This window comes from Pseudomonas migulae (genome assembly GCF_043225285.1).
GTDB classification, from domain to species: domain Bacteria; phylum Pseudomonadota; class Gammaproteobacteria; order Pseudomonadales; family Pseudomonadaceae; genus Aquipseudomonas; species Aquipseudomonas migulae_C.
Map to the genome: position 1 here is coordinate 2,290,510 of NZ_CP171224.1, position 17,044 is coordinate 2,307,553.

Annotated in this window: 16 protein-coding genes; 7 read left to right on the forward strand and 9 right to left on the reverse strand. The window is 60.7% G+C overall.

The features are described from left to right. Nucleotides 1-221 precede the first annotated feature (221 nt). Entirely contained in the window at nucleotides 222-890 is a 669-nt protein-coding gene (locus ACF6ZU_RS10595) for a polysaccharide lyase family 7 protein (protein ID WP_392892163.1), read from the forward strand. 129 nt (nucleotides 891-1,019) lie between these two features. Here the strand turns inward: ACF6ZU_RS10595 and fba are convergent, their stop codons facing one another. From fba to tkt, 6 genes are all read right to left on the reverse strand, one after another. Continuing rightward, on the reverse strand, nucleotides 1,020-2,084 hold the full coding sequence (gene fba / locus ACF6ZU_RS10600; RefSeq protein ID WP_008081027.1) for a class II fructose-bisphosphate aldolase: 1,065 nt from the start codon (nucleotides 2,082-2,084) through the stop codon (nucleotides 1,020-1,022). A gap of 237 nt (nucleotides 2,085-2,321) precedes the next feature. Beyond that, nucleotides 2,322-2,654 carry an MliC family protein gene (locus ACF6ZU_RS10605; protein WP_392892166.1) on the reverse strand — a complete coding sequence of 111 codons (333 nt, stop codon included), beginning with the start codon at nucleotides 2,652-2,654 and terminating at the stop codon, nucleotides 2,322-2,324. Nucleotides 2,655-2,710: 56 nt separating this feature from the next. Continuing rightward, nucleotides 2,711-2,932, reverse strand: a complete 222-nt coding sequence (locus tag ACF6ZU_RS10610) for a hypothetical protein (RefSeq protein WP_392892168.1) — start codon at nucleotides 2,930-2,932, stop codon at nucleotides 2,711-2,713. 34 nt (nucleotides 2,933-2,966) lie between these two features. Beyond that, nucleotides 2,967-4,130, reverse strand: coding sequence for a phosphoglycerate kinase (locus ACF6ZU_RS10615; RefSeq protein ID WP_392892170.1), 1,164 nt, complete (start codon nucleotides 4,128-4,130; stop codon nucleotides 2,967-2,969). 12 nt (nucleotides 4,131-4,142) lie between these two features. Then, nucleotides 4,143-5,195 (reverse strand): erythrose-4-phosphate dehydrogenase, encoded by a 1,053-nt coding sequence (gene epd / locus ACF6ZU_RS10620; RefSeq protein WP_392892172.1) that lies wholly within the window; start codon nucleotides 5,193-5,195, stop codon nucleotides 4,143-4,145. A gap of 174 nt (nucleotides 5,196-5,369) precedes the next feature. After that, entirely contained in the window at nucleotides 5,370-7,367 is a 1,998-nt protein-coding gene (tkt, locus tag ACF6ZU_RS10625; RefSeq protein ID WP_392892174.1) for a transketolase, read from the reverse strand. A gap of 260 nt (nucleotides 7,368-7,627) precedes the next feature. Between tkt and ACF6ZU_RS10630 the strand changes: the two genes are divergently transcribed. The 4 genes from ACF6ZU_RS10630 to ACF6ZU_RS10645 all read left to right on the forward strand — a co-directional run bounded on the left by ACF6ZU_RS10630 (nucleotide 7,628) and on the right by ACF6ZU_RS10645 (nucleotide 12,250). Further along, on the forward strand, nucleotides 7,628-8,623 hold the full coding sequence (locus tag ACF6ZU_RS10630) for an ArsR/SmtB family transcription factor (RefSeq protein WP_392892176.1): 996 nt from the start codon (nucleotides 7,628-7,630) through the stop codon (nucleotides 8,621-8,623). Between the two features lie 18 nt (nucleotides 8,624-8,641). Further along, on the forward strand, nucleotides 8,642-9,832 hold the full coding sequence (metK, locus tag ACF6ZU_RS10635; RefSeq protein WP_008033298.1) for a methionine adenosyltransferase: 1,191 nt from the start codon (nucleotides 8,642-8,644) through the stop codon (nucleotides 9,830-9,832). Between the two features lie 258 nt (nucleotides 9,833-10,090). Next, a complete protein-coding gene (ligB, locus tag ACF6ZU_RS10640; protein ID WP_392892179.1) occupies nucleotides 10,091-11,764 on the forward strand; it encodes an NAD-dependent DNA ligase LigB in 1,674 nt (557 codons plus the stop codon). A 90-nt stretch (nucleotides 11,765-11,854) separates the two neighbouring features. Further along, nucleotides 11,855-12,250, forward strand: coding sequence for a DUF1090 domain-containing protein (locus tag ACF6ZU_RS10645; protein ID WP_392892181.1), 396 nt, complete (start codon nucleotides 11,855-11,857; stop codon nucleotides 12,248-12,250). A 128-nt stretch (nucleotides 12,251-12,378) separates the two neighbouring features. Here ACF6ZU_RS10645 and ACF6ZU_RS10650 read toward each other — a convergent pair whose 3' ends face one another. Beyond that, nucleotides 12,379-12,828, reverse strand: a complete 450-nt coding sequence (locus ACF6ZU_RS10650; protein WP_392892183.1) for a c-type cytochrome — start codon at nucleotides 12,826-12,828, stop codon at nucleotides 12,379-12,381. 128 nt (nucleotides 12,829-12,956) lie between these two features. Here ACF6ZU_RS10650 and ACF6ZU_RS10655 point away from each other — a divergent pair, with 128 nt between their 5' ends. Beyond that, a complete protein-coding gene (locus ACF6ZU_RS10655; RefSeq protein WP_392892185.1) occupies nucleotides 12,957-14,141 on the forward strand; it encodes a murein transglycosylase A in 1,185 nt (394 codons plus the stop codon). A gap of 130 nt (nucleotides 14,142-14,271) precedes the next feature. Here the strand turns inward: ACF6ZU_RS10655 and ACF6ZU_RS10660 are convergent, their stop codons facing one another. Together ACF6ZU_RS10660 and ACF6ZU_RS10665 are read right to left on the reverse strand one after the other, a co-directional pair. After that, a complete protein-coding gene (locus ACF6ZU_RS10660) occupies nucleotides 14,272-14,655 on the reverse strand; it encodes an MAPEG family protein (protein ID WP_392892187.1) in 384 nt (127 codons plus the stop codon). A gap of 40 nt (nucleotides 14,656-14,695) precedes the next feature. Then, nucleotides 14,696-15,529: an EamA family transporter gene (locus ACF6ZU_RS10665; protein ID WP_253433134.1), complete on the reverse strand. Its 834-nt coding sequence runs from the start codon at nucleotides 15,527-15,529 to the stop codon at nucleotides 14,696-14,698. A gap of 313 nt (nucleotides 15,530-15,842) precedes the next feature. Here ACF6ZU_RS10665 and ACF6ZU_RS10670 point away from each other — a divergent pair, with 313 nt between their 5' ends. Beyond that, the gene (locus ACF6ZU_RS10670) at nucleotides 15,843-17,012 is read left to right on the forward strand and encodes an MFS transporter (protein WP_392892189.1); all 1,170 of its coding nucleotides are present in this window, start codon (nucleotides 15,843-15,845) and stop codon (nucleotides 17,010-17,012) included. The last annotated feature ends 32 nt before the right edge of the window (nucleotides 17,013-17,044 follow it).

The window sequence follows — 17,044 nt, forward strand, 5'->3', positions numbered from 1 at the left end:
AGTAAGCCATCATTTAACTAATGAGTTCATTTGCCGACTAACGGTCGCCCCTGCAGCCCGCTAAAACCGGGAAAGATGGCCATTTAACAGGATTTTGACGTCATCCATTTGTCAGGCCAGCATTAACAAAAAAGCCTTCTACGCTTATAAAGGCCGCCCTCCAAGGCGCGTGCTAGAGCTTCTGGTACGTCCGTGCTGCAAAATTTGTGGAAGCTTTTCCTATGATCGATCTCGCATCCTGGAACCTCAGTGTTCCCGTCGGCAACCCGCCGTACACCGTTGAAACAACCAAACTGGTGAACGGGTTCAAGGATCAATACTTCCACTCCGATACCGGAACGCTGTTTTTCTGGTCCCCGGTGACCGGCACCAAAACCGAAAACGCCAAATACCCGCGCACCGAACTGCGGGAAACCTACAGCAACGGCACCCTGAAAAACTGGTATTACCCGGACGCCGACAACTCTCTGCGCGCCACCCTGGCGGTGAACCAGGTGCCAAGCTCGGGCAAGATCGTCATCGGCCAGATCCACGCCTATGAAAGCCAGAAACCCATGGTCAAGGTCGAGTATCAGTACAAGACCGCCACCAAGACCGGCAACATCGTCGCCAAGGTACGCATGCACCCCGATGACGGTGAAGGCCGGGTGATCACCATCGCCACCGGCGTGAAGCTGGATCAGCAGTTTTCCTACCTCATCCACCTCAGCCCCGGTGGTGCGCTGGGCATCAGCGCGGCGGGCTACCAGTGGGACACTAATATCAGCGCGACATGGCGGGTCAAACCGCTGTACTTCAAGGCCGGGGTCTATGTGCAGGACAACACCGGGTACACCAGCGAAGGCGGGAAGGTGACGTTCAGCAAGCTGGATATCGATCACGACAAGTGATGTGAATCACGGCTGAACCTGTGGGAGCGAGCAGGCTCACTCCTACAATGACCGCATTCAACCAAGAGTCATCGCCCATAAAAAACCCGCCTCTCGGCGGGTTTTTTGTGCAACTCAAACGCTGGAGGCTTAATTGACCTTGGCGTTCAACTCACCTTTCAGGTAACGCTGGTACATCGCTTCCAGGGAGATCGGCTTGATCTTCGAAGCGTTGCCGGCAGTACCGAAGGCTTCGTAGCGAGCGATACACACGTCGCGCATCGCCGTCACGGTCGCACCGAAGAATTTACGCGGGTCGAATTCGCTCGGGTTGGTGGCCATCAGGCGACGCATCGCACCGGTGGATGCCAGGCGCAGGTCGGTGTCGATGTTGACCTTGCGCACGCCGTGTTTGATGCCTTCGACGATTTCTTCAACCGGTACACCGTAGGTTTCTTTGATGTCGCCGCCGTACTGGTTGATGATCGCCAGCCACTCTTGCGGAACCGAAGACGAACCGTGCATCACCAGGTGGGTGTTCGGGATGCGCTTGTGGATCTCTTTGATGCGGTCGATGGCCAGCACGTCGCCGGTAGGCGGCTTGGTGAACTTGTAAGCGCCGTGGCTGGTGCCGATGGCGATGGCCAGGGCATCGACCTGGGTGCGCTTGACGAAGTCAGCAGCTTCTTCCGGGTCGGTCAGCATCTGGCTGTGGTCCAGAACGCCTTCGGCGCCGATGCCGTCTTCTTCACCGGCCATGCCGGTTTCCAGCGAACCCAGGCAGCCCAGCTCGCCTTCTACCGAAACGCCGCAGGCGTGAGCCATGGCCACGGTCTGTTGGGTCACGCGGACGTTGTAGTCGTAGTCGGTCGGGGTCTTGCCGTCTTCGCCCAGGGAACCGTCCATCATCACCGAGCTGAAGCCCAGTTGGATGGAACGCTGGCAGACGTCAGGGCTGGTGCCGTGGTCCTGGTGCATGCACACCGGGATGTGCGGGAATTCTTCGATTGCCGCGAGGATCAGGTGACGCAGGAACGGCGCGCCGGCGTATTTGCGAGCACCGGCCGAAGCCTGGACGATCACCGGGGAGTCAGTCTTGTCAGCGGCTTCCATGATGGCGCGCATCTGCTCAAGGTTGTTGACGTTGAAGGCTGGAACGCCGTAGCCGAACTCGGCTGCGTGGTCCAGCATCTGGCGCATGCTGATAAGTGCCATTGTGTGTGTCTCTCCCGGTTTGGGTCGTTAATCGTGCCAGCCTGCCGGAGCGGCGGCGGCTATTCAAGTTTTTGCAGATCGGGGGTTGGCCCTGCCTGCCAATACGGTAATGCTTTCACAGGCGACACAGCACCTGTAGGAGCCGGCTTGCCGGCGATGGCGTCCGCACAGACACCACACACCTCAAGGGCCTCATCGCCGGCAAGCCAGCTCCTACAGAGTTTGCGTCGGCCGTTGTTATTCGGCTTTACATCCGCGGCCGATCAAATCGTTGGTGGCGACCCAGTAAACCAGGCCTTCCTCACCTTTTACGTGAAACGCCAGCATGTCGTTGCTGTACAGCGAACCTTCGGCGCCCGGCTCAAGCTTCAGGCGATAAACCTGATCGGCCCCGCCGAGGCGCACATCGACGGCCTTGCGGCTGTCGTCGGTGTAGCGCCAGACCACTTTGGCCTGGCTGTCACACGTCCAGGTCGTCCAGCTGTCCGTCGTTTCGGCCGGCTTGAACAGGTTGAAATTCGAGCAACCTGCCAGCAGTGCCAGCGCCGTAATGGCGATAAAACCTTTCATCCGTGTTCCTCGACCGACAGCACACGCCGCCGGCCCTGAGTAAGGAGTCAGACCCGTCAAGGGCAACCATGTTCCTTGGCGGGTGTCTGCGTTTCGTATTTGTCCAGGCCATCCGGCCCTGAACGCTTGTTGAGCACCGGGTTGGTTTCCGCCTGCCAGTCAGCCTGGTAGCAGCTCTTTTCCACGGTTTGCGGGGCAGGTTCCGGCTGGGCTTTCGGGTTACTCCCGCAAGCCGCCAGCGAACCCGCAACGATCAACAGCACAAGCATCTTGACCATCTGAACACTCCCTTGCCTGGTCAAATCAGCGACCTCAGGCCTTGGCCCGGCTTTCCAGGACTTCTACCGCTGGCAGCACTTTGCCTTCGACGAACTCGAGGAACGCGCCGCCGCCGGTGGAAATGTAGGAGATCTGCTCGGCAACGCCATATTTGTCGATGGCCGCCAGGGTGTCGCCGCCGCCCGCGATGGAGAATGCCGGGCTTTCAGCGATGGCCTGGGCCAGCACTTTGGTGCCGTTACCGAACTGGTCGAACTCGAACACGCCGACCGGGCCGTTCCACAGGATGGTCTTGGACGACTTCAGCAGCTCGGCGAAATTCGCCGCGGTCTGTGGGCCGATGTCCAGGATCATGTCGTCGGCCGCCACATCGGCGATCAGCTTGACGGTGGCGGTCGCGCTTTCAGCGAATTCCTTGGCAACAACGACGTCGACCGGCAGCGGCACGCTGACTTTCGCGGCGATTTCGCGAGCGGTGTCCAGCAGGTCCGGCTCGTACAGGGATTTGCCGACCGGGTGACCGGCGGCCGCCAGGAAGGTGTTGGCAATGCCGCCGCCGACGATCAGCTGGTTGCAGATCTGGCTCAGGCTGTTCAACACGTCGAGTTTGGTCGATACCTTGGAACCGGCAACGATAGCGGCCATTGGTTGAGCCGGCGAACCCAGAGCTTTGCCCAGTGCGTCCAGTTCAGCAGCCAGCAGCGGGCCAGCGGCCGCGACTTTGGCGAACTTGGCCACGCCGTGGGTCGAACCCTCGGCACGGTGAGCGGTACCGAAGGCGTCCATCACGAACACGTCGCACAGGGCGGCATATTGCTGGGCCAATTCGTCAGCGTTCTTTTTCTCGCCCTTGTTGAAGCGCACGTTTTCGAACAGGACGATGTCGCCGGCCTTGACGTCGACGCCGCCCAGGTAATCGGCGACCAGCGGCACTTCGCGGCCCAGGGCCTTGCTCAGGTAGTCAGCGACAGGCTTGAGGCTGTTCTCGGCCGAGAACTCGCCTTCGGTCGGACGGCCAAGGTGCGAGCAGACCATCACGGCCGCGCCTTTTTCCAGGGCCAGCTTGATGGTCGGCAGCGAGGCCAGGATTCGCGCATCGCTGGTGACAACACCGTCCTTGACTGGGACGTTGAGGTCTTCGCGGATCAATACGCGCTTACCTTGCAGATCGAGGTCGGACATCTTCAACACGGTCATGGGTCGCACTTCCTACGGTTTTTTTGAAGTTGCTGTTTGCAGATAGTGTTCTGCAACGTCCAGCATTCGGTTGGCAAAACCCCATTCGTTGTCGAACCAGGCCAGGATGTTCACCAGCCGCGGGCCGGAAACTCGGGTCTGACTGGCATCGACGATCGCCGAATGTGGGTCATGGTTGAAATCACAGCTTGCGTGAGGCAACTCGGTGTAGGCCAGCAGGCCTTTGAGCGGGCCGCTGGTGGCCGCCTCGCGCAGAATCCGGTTGACCTCGGTGGCGTCGGTGTCGCTGACGGTCTGCATCGTGATATCGAGGCAAGACACGTTCACCGTCGGCACCCGCACGGCTTTGGCCTGAATTCGCCCGGCAAGTTCCGGCAGCAGGCGTTCGATGCCGCGCGCCAGACCAGTGGACACCGGGATCACCGACTGGAACGCCGAACGGGTGCGGCGCAGATCTTCATGATGATAGGCGTCGATCACCGGCTGATCGTTCATCGCCGAGTGGATAGTGGTGATCGACACGTATTCCAGACCGATGGCCTGGTCCAGCAGGCGCAACAGCGGCACGCCGCAGTTGGTGGTGCAGGACGCGTTGGACACCAGCAACTCGTCGCCGCTCAGGCAATCCTGGTTCACGCCGTAGACGATGGTGGCGTCGACATCCGCCTCGCTGGCCATCGGCTGGGAGAACAGCACACGCGGCGCGCCGGCGTCGAGGAATCGCTGGCCATCTTCACGGGTGTGGTAAGCGCCGGAGCACTCCAGCACCAGATCGACGTCCAGCGACGCCCAATCGATGCCTTCGGGGGTGGCACTGCGCAGGACCTTCACGCAGTCGCCATTAATATGCAGACAGTCGCCGTCGACTTTCACTTCGCCGGGAAAACGCCCATGCGTGGAGTCGAAGCGTGTCAGGTATTCGATACTGGCCATGTCCGCCAGATCGTTGATCGCGACAATCTCGAACCCGGCCTTCTCGCCTCGCTCGAACAACGCACGCAAGACGCAACGACCAATCCGGCCGTAGCCGTTGAGTGCAACTTTGTAGGGACGCGGTTGAGGCATGGGGGTTCTCGATTAAGGCGCAAGTACGGCACACCCCTGGTAGGAGCGAGCCTGCTCGCGATGGACTTAAGGACGACGCATTTATCCAGATAGCCAGCGTTATCGTTAACGACCATCGCGAGCAGGCTCGCTCCTACAGGAGTTCGCGGTGGTCATGAGACCACCGCGTCGTGCTTAGTCTTCCAGCAGCTCTTCAGCCTGACCCAGGATGTTTTCCAGGGTGAAGCCGAACTCTTCGAACAACGCTGGCGCCGGCGCCGACTCACCGTAGGTGGTCATGCCGATGACGCGGCCTTCCAGGCCCACGTACTTGTACCAGTAGTCCGCGTGAGCGGCTTCGATGGCGATACGCGCGCTGACCTGCAACGGCAGGACCGCTTGCTTGTAGCCGGCGTCCTGGGCATCGAACACGCTGGTGCACGGCATCGAGACGACGCGCACGTTGCGACCCTGTTCGGTCAGCTTGTCGTAAGCCTGAACCGCCAGGCCGACTTCGGAACCGGTGGCGATCAGGATCAGCTCAGGCTCGCCTGCGCAATCCTTCAACACGTAGCCGCCACGGCTGATGTCGGCGATCTGCAGAGCATTGCGGGTTTGGTGCTGCAGGTTCTGACGCGAGAAGATCAGGGCCGACGGACCGTCCTTGCGCTCCAGTGCGTACTTCCAGCTCACTGCCGATTCCACGGCGTCGGCTGGACGCCAGGTGTCGAGGTTCGGCGTGCAGCGCAGGCTGGCCAGTTGCTCGATAGGCTGGTGAGTCGGACCGTCTTCGCCCAGACCGATGGAGTCGTGGGTGTAGACGTGGATCACGCGCTGCTTCATCAGGGCCGACATGCGCACCGCGTTGCGGGCGTATTCCATGAACATCAGGAAGGTCGCGCCGTAAGGCACCAGGCCGCCGTGCAGGGCAACGCCGTTCATGATGGCGGTCATGCCGAACTCGCGCACGCCGTAGTACATGTAGTTGCCGCTGGCGTCTTCAGCCGTGACGCCTTTGCAGCCTTTCCACAGGGTCAGGTTGGAGCCGGCGAGGTCAGCGGAGCCGCCGAGGAACTCAGGCAGCAGCGGGCCGAATGCGTTCAGGGCGTTCTGGCTGGCTTTACGGCTGGCGATGGTTTCGCCTTTGGCCGCCACTTCAGCGATGTAGGCATCGGCCTTCTCGGCGAAGTCGGCAGGCAGATCGCCGCTCAGGCGACGGATCAGCTCATTGGCTTCGGTTGGGAAAGCGGCAGAGTAGGCAGCGAAACGCTGATCCCACTCGGCTTCGGCGGCGCGGCCGGCTTCCTTGGCGTCCCACTCGGCATAAATGTCAGCCGGGATTTCGAACGGGCCGTGGTTCCACTTCAGCGCAGCACGGGTCAGGGCGATTTCCGCGTCACCCAACGGGGCGCCGTGGCAGTCTTCCTTGCCTTGCTTGTTCGGCGAACCGAAACCGATGGTGGTCTTGCAGCAGATCAGGGTTGGCTGCGCGCTTTTGCGGGCAGTCTCGATGGCGGTCTTGATCTCTTCAGGGTCGTGACCGTCGACGTTGCGGATCACCTGCCAGTTGTAGGCTTCGAAACGCTTCGGGGTGTCGTCGGTGAACCAGCCTTCGACTTCGCCGTCGATGGAGATGCCGTTGTCATCATAGAAGGCGATCAGCTTGCCCAGGCCCAAAGTACCGGCGAGCGAGCCGACTTCGTGGGAAATGCCTTCCATCATGCAGCCATCACCCAGGAACACGTAGGTGTGGTGGTCGACGATGTTGTGGCCTGGACGGTTGAACTGCGCCGCCAGGACTTTTTCAGCCAGGGCAAAACCCACGGCGTTGGCCAGACCCTGGCCCAACGGACCGGTGGTGGTTTCAACGCCCGGGGTGTAGCCGAGCTCCGGGTGACCCGGGGTGCGGCTGTGCAGTTGGCGGAATTGCTTCAGGTCATCGATCGACAGGTCGTAGCCGGTCAGGTGCAGCAGCGAGTAGATCAGCATCGAGCCATGGCCGTTGGACAGCACGAAGCGGTCACGGTCGGCGAACGATGGATTGCTCGGGTTGTGCTTCAGGTAGTCACGCCACAGTACTTCGGCGATATCCGCCATACCCATCGGGGCACCGGGATGGCCGCTGTTGGCTTTTTGCACGGCATCCATGCTGAGGGCACGAATGGCGTTGGCACGCTCACGACGGCTGGGCATCGCTGATCTCCTAGGGTTTGAATAAAACGAAACGGAAAAAAGGCGAGCATTTTCCCTCACCCACCCGCCTCGGGGCAATGACAGATAGTCATCTGAAGGCGTTTTTCCAATGGATAAAGACGGTTTCGGTTGGTGAAACCTTTCCGCTGTTCGTTTGTAGAGTGAATCAAACGCCGAGAAGTGCCATCTATCGAGCAATATCAAAACTTTTTGATATTGCTCTTGCGATGCTTTCGGAGCATCACTAGACTGCTGGCCCTATGAATTTACGCGTGCCTTCCATTCAACATGATGATTGCGACGAGCTGGCGGCCCTGTGCAAGGCCGGCGGTGATCCTCTGCGACTGAATGTATTGCGCGCACTGGCCAACGATTCGTTTGGCGTGCTGGAACTGGCGCAGATCTTCGGTATTGGTCAGTCAGGCATGAGTCATCACCTCAAGGTACTGGCCCAGGCCGACCTGGTGGCGACACGCCGTGAAGGCAACGCGATTTTCTACCGCCGCGCCCTGCCCCACACCGAGCTGCTCGGCGGCAAGTTGCACGCCGCGTTGCTCGAAGAAGTGGACAACCTGACCCTGCCTGCCGATGTGCAGTCGCGGATCGGTCAGGTCCATGGGCAACGCGCGGCGGCCAGCCAGGACTTTTTCTCACGGGTCGCGGAGAAGTTTCGCGCCCAGCAGGACCTGATTGCCGGCCTGCCGCAGTACCGCGAAAGCGTGGTGGCCCTGCTCGACAAACTGAGTTTCAGTGAAGGTGCCACGGCCATCGAAGTCGGCCCTGGCGACGGTGCTTTTCTGCCGGAACTGGCGCACCGCTTCACTCACGTCACCGCGCTGGACAACAGCCCGGCGATGCTCGAGCTGGCGCGTCAGGTCTGCGAACGTGAAACGCTGGCTAACGTCAGCCTGCAACTGGCCGATGCATTGAATGGCGTCAGCCTCAAGGCCGACTGCGTTGTACTGAACATGGTGCTGCACCACTTTGCCGCGCCGGCCGATGCGCTCAGGCACATGGCCGATTTGCTGCAACCAGGCGGTAGCCTGCTCGTGACAGAGTTATGTAGCCACAACCAGAGTTGGGCCAGGGAGGCCTGCGGTGATCTGTGGTTGGGGTTTGAACAGGACGATTTGGCCCGTTGGGCCACCGCTGCGGGACTCGTTCCCGGGGAAAGCCTCTATGTAGGCTTACGTAATGGTTTCCAGATCCAGGTCCGCCACTTTCAGCGACCGACTGGCGACACTCACCATCGGTAAATTCAGGAAAAAATCGAGATGAGCGAATACTCCCTCTTCACCTCCGAGTCCGTGTCCGAAGGGCATCCGGACAAAATCGCCGACCAGATTTCCGATGCGGTGCTGGACGCCATCATCGCTGAAGACAAGTTCGCCCGTGTGGCGTGCGAGACTTTGGTAAAAACCGGCGTGGCAATCATCGCAGGTGAAGTCACCACGTCGGCCTGGGTCGATCTGGAAGAGATCGTGCGTAACGTGATTCTCGACATCGGCTATAACAGCTCCGACGTCGGCTTCGACGGCGCTACTTGCGGCGTGATGAACATCATCGGCAAGCAGTCCCCTGACATCAACCAGGGTGTTGACCGTGCCAAGCCTGAAGATCAGGGCGCCGGCGACCAGGGCCTGATGTTTGGCTACGCCAGCAACGAAACCGACGTGCTGATGCCAGCACCTATCACCTTCTCGCACCAGCTGGTTCAGCGCCAGGCCGAAGCCCGTAAATCCGGCCTGCTGCCTTGGCTGCGCCCGGACGCCAAGTCGCAAGTGACTTGCCGTTACGAAGGCGGCAAGGTTGTCGGTATCGACGCCGTTGTACTGTCGACCCAGCACAACCCTGAAGTGTCGTACAAAGACCTGCGCGAAGGCGTGATGGAGCTGATCGTCAAGCACGTGTTGCCTGCCGAACTGCTGACCAAGGACACCCAGTTCCACATCAACCCGACTGGCCAGTTCATCATCGGTGGCCCGGTAGGTGACTGCGGTCTGACCGGTCGCAAGATCATCGTCGACAGCTACGGCGGCATGGCCCGTCATGGCGGCGGCGCGTTCTCCGGCAAGGATCCATCGAAGGTTGACCGTTCGGCCGCCTACGCCGGTCGTTACGTGGCCAAGAACATCGTTGCGGCCGGCCTGGCCGAGCGTTGCGAGATCCAGGTTTCCTACGCGATCGGTGTTGCCCAGCCTACGTCGATCTCGCTGAACACCTTCGGCACCGGCAAAATCAGCGACGACAAAATCGTCAAACTGGTTCGCGAAGTGTTCGACCTGCGTCCATACGCAATCACCACCATGCTTGACCTGCTGCACCCGATGTACCAGGAAACCGCAGCGTACGGCCACTTCGGTCGTACCCCGGCGACCAAGACTGTGGGCGAAGACACCTTCACCACTTTCACCTGGGAAAAAACCGACCGCGCCGACGACCTGCGTTCGGCTGCCGGCCTGTAAGACCTCCCCGGCGGTACCAAAAGCCCCACACGGTTCGCCGTGCGGGGCTTTTTATTGTCTTTCGCTTGAGACCGAGCCGCCCTCATCGCGAGCAGGCTCACTCCTACAGGACGAATGCATTTCAATGTGGGAGCGAGACCGGCTTGCCGGCGATAGGGCCAGCCCAGCCACCTGGAAATACCAGGCAAAACACCCACTTCGCCCGCCCAAAAATACTGGCTAGCCTTCAAGCATTCCATTTGAGCAAGGACGCTCACGATGCTTCTGCGCCTGTTTTCCGCTTTTCTCCTGAGTTTGATTTGCCTCACTGCAGCCGCAGCCGATTGTCCGGACTGGCCATCCGCCAGGGCCCTGGGCGAAATTACAGCGCTGCAAAAACAAATCGATACCTGGGACGACAGTTATCACCGTGATGGACGCTCGCTGGTTGCCGACGAACTTTATGACCAGGCCCTCGCTCGGCTGACCGAATGGCGCCGATGCTTTGACTTGAGCCTGACGCCCGAGCCATTACGCACGGCTGGCGGAAAAATTGCCCACCCCATTGCTCACACAGGCCTGGAAAAACTGCGCGATAGCCGTGCCGTGGAGCACTGGTTGCGCGGCCGAGAGGATCTCTGGATTCAACCCAAGGTCGACGGTGTGGCGGTGACGCTGATTTATCGCAAGGGTGTGCTTGATCAGGCGATCAGTCGCGGTGACGGCCTGAGCGGACAAGACTGGACAAATTCGGCGCAGCAGGTACCCGCTATCCCCCGACAACTGTCACAACCGCTGGACCTGCTGGTGCAAGGCGAACTCTTCTGGCGCCTGACCGATCATGCGCAAGCCAAGGCCGGCAGCCTCAATGCCCGAGCCACGGTCGCGGGCTTGATGGCTCGCAGGGAGCTCGCTCCCGCGCAAGCCGCCGGTATTGGTTTGTTCGTCTGGGACTGGCCGCAAGGCCCGGTGAACTTGTCTGCGCGCAACGCTGCTCTGGATGAACTGGGCCTGCCGAGCGTCGCGCCGTACAGCCAGCCGATCCAGACGCTCGCCGATGCCGAACGCTGGCGCGAGCACTGGTATCGCACGCCGCTACCCTTCGCCAGCGACGGCGTAGTCCTGCGCCAAAGCGCACGTCCCTCGGCCGAACGCTGGCAGGCGAAAGCACCCTACTGGGCCGTCGCGTGGAAATACCCTTTTGCCAAAGCGCTGGCCGAGGTGCGGAAAGTCGACTTCAAGGTAGGCCGGACCGGAAGGATAACGCCTGTACTGGAACTGAAACCGGTGACGCTCGATGACCGGCAGATCAAGCGCGTCAGCGTGAGTTCACTGCGGCGCTGGGAGGAACTTGATATCCGTCCCGGAGACCAGGTGTCCATCAGCCTGGCCGGGCTGACCATTCCTCGGCTCGACGACGTCGTTCTGCGCGCCGCCGAACGTGTCGAACTGAACGCACCGTCTGCCGCCGACTATCATCCCTTGAGTTGCTGGCAGCCGACGGCGGGATGCGAAAGCCAGTTTCTAGCGCGGCTGTCCTGGCTCAGCGGCAGACAGGGGCTGGCATTGCCTCACGTCGGTCCTGGCACCTGGGAGAAACTTTTCGAAACAGGCCATCTGAATGGCCTGCTGGATTGGTTGACCCTCGACGCTCAAGAGCTTGCTAACATTAACGGCTTCGGCGAACGCAGCAGTGCTCGTCTTTCAAACAGTTTCCAGAGTGCCCGCCAACGCCCGTTCACTCACTGGCTCAAAGCCCTGGGTTTACCGCCGACCGGACAGGCAAGACTGGCTGATTCATGGCAGGAACTGGCACAACGAAACACCGAACAATGGCAAGCCGAGGCTGGTATCGGCCCGGGACGCGCTGCGCAATTGAGCGCTTTTTTCCGCGACCCGCAGGTCCTGGCCTTGAGCGAAAAATTACGTGCGGCAGGGATCGACGGTTTTTAGTGATCGCGATGGCTTGCCCACCCGGGAACCCCAAGGGGCCGACGCGCTCAAACGCCCGTCGCCACGATTGCACTCGCACATGGAGCTACTATGAAATTTCTGTCACCGCTCGCCCTGCTGACCCTTTGCAGCGTGATGGCCGCTCCGCTGATGGCAGCCGAAGAGGCTCCAGGCCTGACCGGCTGTGCGGCCAAGAAACAAGGCATCATCAACCAGATCGAACTGGCCAAGTCCCACGGCAACGCAGAACAGCAAGCCGGCCTGGAAAAGGCGCTGAGCGAAGTCGCCGCCAACTGCACTGACGCTTCTCTGAAGAAGGAGCGGGAAAACAAAGTCCTCGATGCCAAGCACGAAGTCAGCAAGCGCCAGGCCGATCTCGACAAAGCCATGAAGAAAGGCGATCCCGAGAAGATCAACAAGCGTAAAGACAAACTGGCCGAGTCGCGCAAGGAACTGCAGGACGCGCTCGACGAGCTGGATAAGTAAGAAAGGGAAAAGTCAGGAACCTGTTGCGATCTTCAGGCAGCTTCGCGAGCAGGCTCGCTCCCACAGGTGAAGGCATTTCAATGTGGGAGCGAGCCTGCTCGCGAAAGCGTCAACAAGAGCGCTGCAAATCAATGATCCCGAAATTCCTTATGGCACGCACTGCAGGCATCCTCGACTTTCTGCACCGCCGGCCCCAGGTTACTGGCCTTGTAAGGCTGAACCTTGCTGGCAACCACCAGCTCACCGGTGGCGGACTCAAGGGTGCGGGCCATTTCCTGAAAGCGTGCCTGCTTCTGCCAGACATCGTCCTTGGCGCTGGTGTGATCTTCTTCGCGCACCTGCGGGAAATGTTTCCACGGTTCATGGGACAGCGCATCGAGCTTCACCGCGCCATCCGCGAATTTCGCACCGTCGAACGCAATGCGGCCGCGCAACATGCCGCCCAGGTCTTCACCGGTCTTGAGCATTTGCTTGAAGATCGCCTTGCGCTGGCCCAATGGCGAGTTCGGATCGACACCGCCGCACGCGGACAACGTCAGGCAGGCCAGCAATACAACGGAAAGTCTTTTAAAAGTCATGGTGGCTTCAGGTCACGGGAAACGGCGGCCAGTATCCTCGCGTCACCGAGAAAGACCAATAGCCCTATTATCAATAAGGGTTGTTCGAGTGCAGGGAGCACTCAGGCAACCGGCACAGGAATGACTTCATGAACAGCCGTTTCAAGGCATGGCATCACCCCCTCGTGTGGACGCTCCCGATGGTGGCCGTGCTCGCAGGCTGCACCGGCGGAGACAGCAGCAAACCGAAAACCCACGCGCTGGCGACGTATTCCAGCGCCACGTGGGAAGCCCTGCCGGCCGTGTCCGACAGCGACCTGGTCGCGGGCTTTGGCTCATGGCGCAGCGCCTGCACCCGGCTCAAGGCCGATGCGGTCTGGGGCCCGACCTGCGCCGCTGCCGCCAATGTGCCGCAGACCGCCAATGACATTCGCGGTTTCCTCAAACAGAACCTCGACGTCTACGGCCTGCGTGCCGCCAACGACAATCCGAACGGCTTGATCACCGGTTACTACGAACCGGTCTACCCCGGCAGCCTGACCCAGACGACCGTGGCGAACATCCCGGTGTACGGCGTGCCCGAGGACATGATCATCGTTTCCCTGGACAGCATTTACCCGGAACTCAAGGGCAAGCGCCTGCGCGGGCGGCTCGAAGGTCGGGTGCTCAAGCCTTACGACGACGCGGCGACCATCGAAACCAAAGGGGTCAAGGCGCCGGTCGTGGCGTGGCTGACCGACCCGATGAACCTGCAATTCCTGCAAATCCAGGGTTCCGGCCGCATCCAGCTCGACAATGGTCGCCAGTTGCGTATCGCCTACGCCGACCAGAACGGCCATCCGTATCGCCCCATCGGTCGCTGGCTGGTGGAACAAGGCGAGCTGAAGAAAGAAGACGTGACCATGGGCGCGATCAGCAACTGGGCCAAGGCCAATCCGACGCGTATTCCGGAATTGCTCGGCAGCAACCCCAGCTACGTGTTTTTCACCCGCAACCCGGACAGCAACGAAGGTCCTCGCGGCTCGCTGAACGTTCCGCTGACGGCGGGTTACAGCGCGGCAGTAGATCGCAAGGTTATTCCACTGGGCAGTCTGTTGTGGTTATCGACGACCAAACCCGACGGGACGGCGCTGGTTCGTCCAGTGGCGGCCCAGGACACTGGCGGCGCGATTGCCGGCGAAGTGCGCGCGGATTTGTTCTGGGGCACCGGTGAAGCGGCGGGACAATTGGCGGGCGACATGAAACAACAGGGGCAGATCTGGATGTTGTGGCCTAAAGGCGCGGCATTGCCGCAAGTGCCTCAGGTGGCGGATGCAGTTAAAACCAATCCTTGATTACCGTGGCGACAGGTAAATAGCTATCGTCGGAACGCCGCCCGGAGCCGGCTCACCCCTACATTGGAATGCATTTCCCTGTGGGAGCGAGCCTGCTCGCGAATATTCCATCACTTGCACTGCGCATCCGTCAGACAGACACCACAAAGAAACTCACGATCAACCCCATCCCCACAAACCACACCAACGACCGCAGAATCGCCCAGTCCGCCAGGTAGCAAATGATGTAAAGCAGACGACTGGTGATGAACAACACCGCCAGCACATTGATCGTCACCAGCTCGGCGTTGCCGGCCAGGTGGGCCACAATCACCGCCGCCGCGAACGCCGGGGTCACTTCGAAGCTGTTGAGTTGTGCCGCATAGGCACGTCGGCCCAAGCCATTCAGCGACTCGAGAAAGTCCCGAGGATCATGGTTGTCTTTCAGTCCAAAACGGCCACTGGCCTTGGCAATGCCCACGCAGAGATAAGGCAGGAAGATCGCGATCAAAATGCACCACAGAGCAACCGTCATATCGCAGTCCCTTTCTTCAAGTTAAAAAACCGTATTCCGCTCAAAACTTCATCACCAGCATGCCGATCAGCACCAGTCCACAGGCTAAGAGCCGTGGCCGGCCGAAAGGTTCTTTCAGATAGCGCATGCCGAACAGTACTACCAGGATCACGCTGATCTCACGCAGCGCCGCCGCTTCGGCAATCGAACCCAGCTGCATCGCCCACAGCACCAGAGCGTAGCTGAACAATACGCAGAACCCGACCGCCAGCCCCAACCGCCACTGTTCACGCCAGAACAGCATGAACGCCGGGCGCTTGCGCACCAGCGCCAGCAACGGAAACGGCCAGGCGCTGAGCAGCGTGACCCAGACCAGGTAATCCAGCGGATGCGACCAGCGCCGCAACGCCTGGCCATCGATGAAGGTGTAGCAGCCGATGCACAGACCGATCAGCGCCACCACCGGCAGCATCGACCAGGGCAGACGCGCCCCGCCACCGCCCTGCCACAGCAGGCACAGCATGCCGAACGGGATCAGCAGGATGCCGAAGATCTGCTGATGGGTCAGCACCTCTCCGGCGAAGATCAGCGTCAGGGCCAGCACCACCAGGGGCGACAGGCCGCGCATCAACGGATAGACCAACCCCAGGTCACCGACCCGATAGGCCTGGATCAGCAGATAGCGATAAAGCAATTCGAACGCCGCCGACGCCAGGATCCACGGCCAGATTTCAATCGGCGGCAACGCCACGAACGGCAGCATCAGCGCGACAAACAACATCGCCACGCTGTCCATGCAGGCCACGACCAACAAACGTTCAGCGCTGAACTTGATCAGCGTATTCCACGCCGCATGCAACAACGCCGCCACCAACACCAAAGCCGTCGCAAGCACGGCACACTCCTTTTATTGCCCACATATCCTGTAGGAGCGAGCTTGCTCGCGAAGAACGTCGAGACACCGCGATTAATCAGGACGCACGCGTTATCGTTGACGACCATCGCGAGCAAGCTCGCTCCTACAGCGATCGGGGAGAATTGATTCGCCATATGTCAGCAGCTGTTTATACTGCAAGCGACCACGCCGCACTCAGTTGCGCACAGACTAATTCCAATAATTTCTGCCTGGGTCCGTTTTTCTTCGAGAACGGCCTTCGGCATGCGTATGCCTGATCACAGCGTCAAGACTACCGACAGAGACCTTGCGCATGCCTCTCGCCTTGCTTGCCCTCGCTGTTGCCGCGTTCGGCATCGGCACCACTGAATTCGTCATCATGGGTTTGCTGCCCGACGTCGCTCGCGACCTGGCCGTGAGCATTCCCCACGCCGGCCTGCTGATCACCGGCTACGCCCTGGGCGTGGTGTTCGGCGCACCGATCCTCGCGGTCGGCACTGCCAACATGCCGCGCAAAGCCACGTTGCTGGGCATGACGCTGATGTTCATCCTCGGCAACGTGCTGTGTGCGCTGGCGCCCAACTACGCGACGCTGATGGCCGCCCGAGTGGTCACCGCGCTGTGCCATGGAGCGTTCTTCGGCATCGGCTCGGTGGTTGCCGCCGGCCTGGTCGCACCGAACAAACGGGCCCAGGCGATTGCCATGATGTTTACCGGGCTGACCCTGGCCAACGTGCTCGGTGTACCGCTGGGAACTGCACTCGGGCAGTACGCCGGCTGGCGTTCGACGTTCTGGGCGGTGTCGGTGATCGGCGTGATCGCTGCGATTGCACAGTGGGTCTGGTTGCCGAAGGACATCGCCATGGACAAGGCCAACCTGGCCAGCGAGTTCAAAGTGCTGGGCAAGATCAATGTGCTGCTGGCCTTGGGCATGAGCGTGCTGGCGTCGATCAGCCTGTTCAGCGTGTTCACCTACATCGCGCCGATCCTGCAGGACATCACCGGCGTCAGCCCCCATGGCGTGACCATCATGTTGCTGTTGTTCGGCGTGGGCCTGACGGCGGGCAGCATGCTCGGCGGCCGCCTGGCTGACAGTCGCCTGCTCCCTTCGCTGGTGGGCATGGCGCTGGCGGTGGTGGTCGTGTTGGCGGCTTTTACCCAGACCAGTCACTCGGTAATTCCGGCGGCAATCACGCTGGTGTTGTGGGGCATCTTCGCCTTCGCGCTGTGCCCGATCCTGCAACTGCTGATCATCGATCAGGCCCACGAAGCGCCGAACCTGGGCTCGACGTTAAATCAGAGCGCATTCAACCTGGGCAACGCGGCGGGCGCGTGGATTGGCGGACTGGTGGTCGCCAGTGGCGCTGACCTCGCGGACTTGCCGTGGACCGGAGCGCTAGTCAGTGGCTTGACGGTGCTGACGGCACTTTTCTTCATTTACCTGCAACGTCGCGGTGCAGCTGCGGTCAATGTGACCGGCTGAATAATGCGTCGCTGCCAATACCGCTATCGCGA

Excerpts from the sequence above, each read along its gene's own strand:
- tkt (WP_392892174.1), bottom strand. The coding sequence starts at position 7,367 with ATGCCCAGCCGTCGTGAGCGTGCCAACGCCATTCGTGCCCTCAGCATG.
- ACF6ZU_RS10670 (WP_392892189.1), top strand. The coding sequence starts at position 15,843 with ATGCCTCTCGCCTTGCTTGCCCTCGCTGTTGCCGCGTTCGGCATCGGC.
- epd (WP_392892172.1), bottom strand. The coding sequence starts at position 5,195 with ATGCCTCAACCGCGTCCCTACAAAGTTGCACTCAACGGCTACGGCCGG.
- ACF6ZU_RS10610 (WP_392892168.1), bottom strand. The coding sequence starts at position 2,932 with ATGGTCAAGATGCTTGTGCTGTTGATCGTTGCGGGTTCGCTGGCGGCT.
- ACF6ZU_RS10630 (WP_392892176.1), top strand. The coding sequence starts at position 7,628 with ATGAATTTACGCGTGCCTTCCATTCAACATGATGATTGCGACGAGCTG.
- ACF6ZU_RS10595 (WP_392892163.1), top strand. The coding sequence starts at position 222 with ATGATCGATCTCGCATCCTGGAACCTCAGTGTTCCCGTCGGCAACCCG.
- ACF6ZU_RS10655 (WP_392892185.1), top strand. The coding sequence starts at position 12,957 with ATGAACAGCCGTTTCAAGGCATGGCATCACCCCCTCGTGTGGACGCTC.
- ACF6ZU_RS10650 (WP_392892183.1), bottom strand. The coding sequence starts at position 12,828 with ATGACTTTTAAAAGACTTTCCGTTGTATTGCTGGCCTGCCTGACGTTG.
- ACF6ZU_RS10660 (WP_392892187.1), bottom strand. The coding sequence starts at position 14,655 with ATGACGGTTGCTCTGTGGTGCATTTTGATCGCGATCTTCCTGCCTTAT.
- ACF6ZU_RS10605 (WP_392892166.1), bottom strand. The coding sequence starts at position 2,654 with ATGAAAGGTTTTATCGCCATTACGGCGCTGGCACTGCTGGCAGGTTGC.
- metK (WP_008033298.1), top strand. The coding sequence starts at position 8,642 with ATGAGCGAATACTCCCTCTTCACCTCCGAGTCCGTGTCCGAAGGGCAT.
- fba (WP_008081027.1), bottom strand. The coding sequence starts at position 2,084 with ATGGCACTTATCAGCATGCGCCAGATGCTGGACCACGCAGCCGAGTTC.
- ACF6ZU_RS10615 (WP_392892170.1), bottom strand. The coding sequence starts at position 4,130 with ATGACCGTGTTGAAGATGTCCGACCTCGATCTGCAAGGTAAGCGCGTA.
- ACF6ZU_RS10645 (WP_392892181.1), top strand. The coding sequence starts at position 11,855 with ATGAAATTTCTGTCACCGCTCGCCCTGCTGACCCTTTGCAGCGTGATG.
- ligB (WP_392892179.1), top strand. The coding sequence starts at position 10,091 with ATGCTTCTGCGCCTGTTTTCCGCTTTTCTCCTGAGTTTGATTTGCCTC.